This window comes from Albidovulum sp., assembly GCF_049646345.1.
In the GTDB taxonomy this organism is placed as follows: Bacteria; Pseudomonadota; Alphaproteobacteria; order Rhodobacterales; family Rhodobacteraceae; genus Albidovulum.
In genome coordinates this window covers 1-4871 of record NZ_JBARVQ010000217.1, presented here as the reverse complement: position 1 = coordinate 4871, position 4871 = coordinate 1, and the positions used below count along the sequence as shown (strand labels likewise).

Annotated in this window: 6 protein-coding genes; 3 read left to right on the top strand and 3 right to left on the bottom strand. The window is 62.5% G+C overall.

The annotated features are described in order from the left end of the window. A partial coding sequence (locus tag WBB85_RS05295) for an FAD-dependent monooxygenase (RefSeq protein ID WP_432637585.1) occupies positions 1-1046 on the top strand: 1046 nt, incomplete at its 5' end. A 42-nt stretch (positions 1047-1088) separates the two neighbouring features. On the opposite strand, the gene WBB85_RS05290 is transcribed toward WBB85_RS05295, so the two are convergent. From WBB85_RS05290 to WBB85_RS05280, 3 genes are all read right to left on the bottom strand, one after another. After that, positions 1089-2219 (bottom strand): aminotransferase class V-fold PLP-dependent enzyme, encoded by a 1131-nt coding sequence (locus WBB85_RS05290; protein ID WP_432637584.1) that lies wholly within the window; start codon positions 2217-2219, stop codon positions 1089-1091. 155 nt (positions 2220-2374) lie between these two features. Next, entirely contained in the window at positions 2375-2833 is a 459-nt protein-coding gene (locus WBB85_RS05285; protein WP_432637583.1) for an Lrp/AsnC family transcriptional regulator, read from the bottom strand. Next, positions 2830-3288, bottom strand: coding sequence for an Lrp/AsnC family transcriptional regulator (locus tag WBB85_RS05280; protein WP_432637582.1), 459 nt, complete (start codon positions 3286-3288; stop codon positions 2830-2832). The genes WBB85_RS05285 and WBB85_RS05280 overlap by 4 nt, the downstream gene beginning before the upstream one ends. A gap of 128 nt (positions 3289-3416) precedes the next feature. Here WBB85_RS05280 and ilvC point away from each other — a divergent pair, with 128 nt between their 5' ends. Together ilvC and WBB85_RS05270 are read left to right on the top strand one after the other, a co-directional pair. Beyond that, positions 3417-4439 (top strand): ketol-acid reductoisomerase, encoded by a 1023-nt coding sequence (gene ilvC / locus WBB85_RS05275; RefSeq protein ID WP_432637581.1) that lies wholly within the window; start codon positions 3417-3419, stop codon positions 4437-4439. A gap of 107 nt (positions 4440-4546) precedes the next feature. Beyond that, the coding region (locus WBB85_RS05270; RefSeq protein ID WP_432637580.1) for a hypothetical protein at positions 4547-4871 on the top strand (325 nt) is incomplete at its 3' end.

Below are 4871 nucleotides of genomic sequence, written 5' to 3'. Positions count from 1 at the left end.
CCACCGCCTTCCTGCAACCGGCCCGCGCGGTGCTGACAGAGGCGGGGCTCTGGGACCGGCTCGCCCCTCATGCCGCAGCCCTCAAGGTCATGCGTATCGTCGATGCGGGCGGCGAAGCGCTCGAGGCGCGCATCGTCAAGGATTTCGACGCGACCGAGATCGGCGAAGAGCCCTTTGGCTGGAATTTCCCCAACTGGCTGTTGCGGCGCGAACTGGTGGCGCGCATCACCGAACTGCAGAATGTCGATTTCCGCCCCGGCATCGCCACCCGCTCGGTCCTGACGCGAGAGGCAGAGGCACGGGTGTCGCTGTCCGACGGCGCGCAGGTTTCGGCCCGGCTGCTAATCGCGGCGGACGGGCGCGCGAGCCCGGTTCGCGAGGCGCTTGGCATCGGCGTGAAGACCATGCGCTATGGCCAGAAGGCGCTGGCTTTCGCCGTCACCCACCCGATCCCGCATGAGAATGTCTCGACCGAGATCCACCGCACTGGCGGCCCCTTCACGCTTGTCCCCCTGCCCGACCGGGACGGCAAACCCTCATCGGCCGTGGTCTGGATGGACAAGGGGCCCGAGGCGGAACGGCGCGCCGCCCTGCCCGTGCCGAACTTCGAGGCTGAAATGTTCGAACGTTCCGCAGGGCTCTTCGGCCCGCTGACGCTTGCGACGCAGCGGTCGCTCTGGCCGATGATCGCCCAGATTGCGGACAGGTTCGACGCCGAACGCACCGCGCTGATCGCTGAGGCCGCGCATGTGGTCCCACCCATCGGCGCGCAGGGGCTGAACATGTCGCTGGCCGACCTTGCCTGCCTGCTGGACCTTGCAAAGGCCGCGCCGGAGCGGCTTGGCGACCGGGCGATGCTGCAAAACTATCACCGCCGCCGCTGGCCCGAAGTCAAGGCACGGGTTCTGGGCATCGACCTTCTGAACCGCACTTCGATGCTCTCACCCCGCCCTCTGCGCGACCTGCGCGCCGGGTTGCTGAACGCGCTCTGTTCGCTGAAACCGGTCCGTACGACCCTGATGAAAGCCGGGCTCGGCATGCGGTGAGGGAATGTAAGGTGGGTTTAAACCCACCTTACATTGAGGCTCTCAGCCCATCGCAGCGTCAAGCGCCCGGCGGATGCGGGCCACGGTGCCCTCGACATCATAAAGCTTGTCGAGACCGAAGAGACCCAGACGGAAGCTGCGATAGGCCTCGCCTTCACCCACCTGCAACGGCACGCCGGCCGCGATCTGCACGCCAGCCGCGAGAAATTTCTTGCCGGTCTGAATATCGGGATCGTCGGTGAAGCTGACGACAACGCCCGGCGCACCGAAGCCCTCGGCAGCAACCGATGCGATGCCGCGCGATTTGAGTTCGGCCCGCACCGCATTGCCAAGCGCCCATTGCGCCTCGCGCAGTTTCTCGAACCCGTATTCCTTCGTCTCGGCCATGGTATCGCGGAAAGCCTTGAGCGCATCGGTCGGCATGGTCGCATGATAGGCATGGCCGCCATTCTCATAAGCCACCATCATCGCACGCCATTTCTTCAGATCCACCGCAAAGCTCGACGAGGTCGTGGCTTCCATCCGTTTTTCCGCCTCGGCATTCATCATCACGAGGCCCGCCGAGGGCGAGGCTGACCAGCCCTTTTGCGGGGCGGAGATCAGCACATCAACGCCCGTCGCCTTCATGTCGACCCAGGCGCAGCCCGAAGCGATGCAATCGAGCACGAACAGCGCGCCGACCTCATGCGCCGCCGCCGCCAGTGCCTTCAGGTAATCGTCGGGCAGGATCATACCGCTGGCGGTTTCGACATGGGGGGCAAAGACCACATCCGGCTTCACCTCGCGGATGGTCTTGGCGACCTCCTCGATCGGTGCCGGCGCGAAGGGGGCCTGCGCCTCGTTCCCCGCCCGGCGCGCCATGGCGACATGGGTTTCACCGGCAAAGCCGCCCGCCTCGAAAATCTGCGTCCAGCGGTAGGAGAACCAGCCGTTCCTTACGATCAGCGCGCGTTTGCCAGAGGTAAACTGCCGCGCCACAGCTTCCATCGCATAGGTGCCGCCGCCGGGCACCAAAGCCACCGCATCGGCGTTGTAAACCTCGCAGAGCATGCCAGAGATATCCCGCATGACCTGCTGGAACTGCTTGCTCATATGGTTCAGCGAACGGTCGGTGAAAACGACCGAAAATTCTTCCAGCCCCTCGGGGTCGATATCGGGCAATAAAGCGGGCATGCATATCTCCTTGGCAAATCGAACCTCGCGTAGCGCAGGGGAAAGGGAAAGGCAAAGTCTACCTTTGCATACCGATAGAAAATTGCGCGGCGGCCGGTCGCACCCGAAATATTCCGACCCGTCGAACCACAACGTAAGGTGGGTTTAAACCCACCTTACCCGAGGGGGCCGGGGCGGCGTTCTTCCGAAAGAAGCACGTTCGCCTCCACATTGCCGACCCCCGGCAGGGTCATGATCCGGCGGCGCAGGACGCGTTCGAAATCAGCCAGATCGCGGGCGGTGACCCGCAACCGGTAATCGTAAAGGCCAAGGACGTGCTGAACCGTCTGCACCTCGGGGATCGCGGTTGCGGCGCGTTCGAAATCCTCAAGGCTGACACGGCCCTTGGTGGCGAGCTTCACGCCCAGAAAGACGGTAACGCCAAAGCCCAATGCCTCGGCATCAAGCACGATGCGGCGGCCCGCGATCACCCCCGCCTCTTCCAGCCGCCTGATCCGCCGCCATGCCGCGGGCTGGGAAAGCCCCAGCGCCCGGCCCACCGCGCCCGCACTTTGCGTTGCATCCGCCACCAGCGCCCGCAGGATCGCCCGGTCCGTATCATCAAGCGCGATCACAGCGGCAAGCTCCCCTTGTCCTTGATCGTCGAGACCAGCATCAGGCTTTCGATATCGGCGATATGCGGCAAGGTCAGGATGCGGTCGCGGTAGACTGCCTGATAATGGGACATCTCGCGGGCGATGACGTTCAGGCGGATATCGACACGGCCGAGGAAGGTCTGGATCTCGATCACCTCGGGCACCTCGCGGGCGGCATCGAGGAACTCGTCAAAGGCGCGGGGATTGGTCTTGTCGAGTGTGAAGCGAAGCGAGACCTCGACCGCCCAGCCCAGCGCCCGCCAGTCGATCACCGCATGCTGGCCCTTCAGCACACCGCTCTCACTCAGCTTCTCCAGCCGCCGCCACGCGGTCGCCGCCGTGACCCCGGCGCGATCGGCCAGATCGGCCGTGGCAAGGCCGGGTTCGGCCAGAAGCTGGCGCAGGATACGGCGATCAGTGTCATCAATCTGCATGATTTTCGCGGTAGAGTTAGTTTCTGCGCATGATTTTTCGCAGAAAAATCGTAATCCGTCAAATTTTGCACGGGAATTTCTGCGCACCCTTCTATCTTCACCCCCAGAAACGAAGAAAGGACCACGCCATGCGCGTCTATTATGATCGCGACTGCGATATCAATCTGATCAAGGACAAGAAAGTCGCCATTCTCGGCTACGGTTCACAAGGCCACGCCCATGCGCTGAATCTGCGTGATTCGGGCGCCAAGAATGTCGTGATCGCGCTCCGCGAAGGCTCGGCCACCGCGAAGAAATGCGAAGCCGAAGGCCTCAAGGTCATGGGCATCGCCGAGGCGGCGGCATGGTGCGACGTCATCATGTTCACCATGCCCGACGAATTGCAGGCCGAGACCTACAAGAAATACGTGCATGACAACCTGAAAGAAGGTTCGGCGATTGCCTTCGCCCACGGCCTCAACGTGCATTTCGGCCTGATCGAGCCGAAGGCGGGCGTCGACGTCATCATGATGGCGCCGAAGGGCCCGGGCCACACCGTGCGCGGCGAATATACCAAAGGCGGCGGCGTGCCCTGCCTCGTGGCGGTCCATCAGGATGCGACCGGCAAGGCGATGGAAATCGGCCTTTCCTACTGCTCCGCCATCGGCGGCGGCCGGTCGGGCATTATCGAAACCAACTTCCGTCAGGAATGTGAAACCGACCTCTTCGGTGAACAGGCCGTGCTCTGCGGCGGCCTTGTCGAACTGATCCGCATGGGCTTCGAGACGCTGGTCGAAGCGGGTTACGAGCCCGAAATGGCCTATTTCGAGTGTCTGCACGAAGTGAAGCTGATCGTCGACCTGATCTATGAAGGCGGCATCGCCAACATGAACTACTCGATCTCGAACACTGCCGAATACGGCGAATATGTCTCGGGGCCCCGCATCCTGCCTTACGATGAGACCAAGGCGCGGATGAAGGCGGTTCTGACCGACATCCAGACCGGCAAGTTCGTGCGTGACTTCATGCAGGAAAACACCGTCGGCCAGCCGTTCTTCAAGGCCACGCGCCGCCTGAACGACGAACACCAGATCGAACAGGTCGGCGAAAAGCTGCGCGCCATGATGCCCTGGATCTCCAAGGGCAAGATGGTCGACAAGTCGCGGAACTGATCTGACAAATACTGAAATTGAGGGGCGCCCTTCGTGGCGCCCCTTTATTGTTTGTTTGGCCGCTTCGTGGCAACTGATCCTGTAAACTACCAAGCGGGATGAAGGCGATGATCCGGCGCGCATTGACCGACGCTGAACGAACGGAACTGAGGGAAAGCCTTGAGGCCAATAGCTGGTCCAGCAGCGACTTTTCCGTCATCGCGTTTGCGTCCACTGCGGCGGCTGCGGGCATCTATGTTCTGGGAACTCTTTGCGTGGGAGTGATTCTTTGGGGGATGGACCAAGCCCCCACATTTCGCGCTGCATCGCATAGCTACGTCGCCTCATCGGCTGGGTGGGCCGCTGCCGGGATATGGATCGTCTATCTGGGACGGTGCTTCATTGCCGATACACTCAAGACCAGGAAGCACCGCAAGAGACTGAGGCTGGATC

Coding starts and splice junctions, on each gene's coding strand:
- WBB85_RS05290 (WP_432637584.1), bottom strand. CDS start 2,219: ATGCCCGCTTTATTGCCCGATATCGACCCCGAGGGGCTGGAAGAATTT.
- WBB85_RS05280 (WP_432637582.1), bottom strand. CDS start 3,288: ATGCAGATTGATGACACTGATCGCCGTATCCTGCGCCAGCTTCTGGCC.
- ilvC (WP_432637581.1), top strand. CDS start 3,417: ATGCGCGTCTATTATGATCGCGACTGCGATATCAATCTGATCAAGGAC.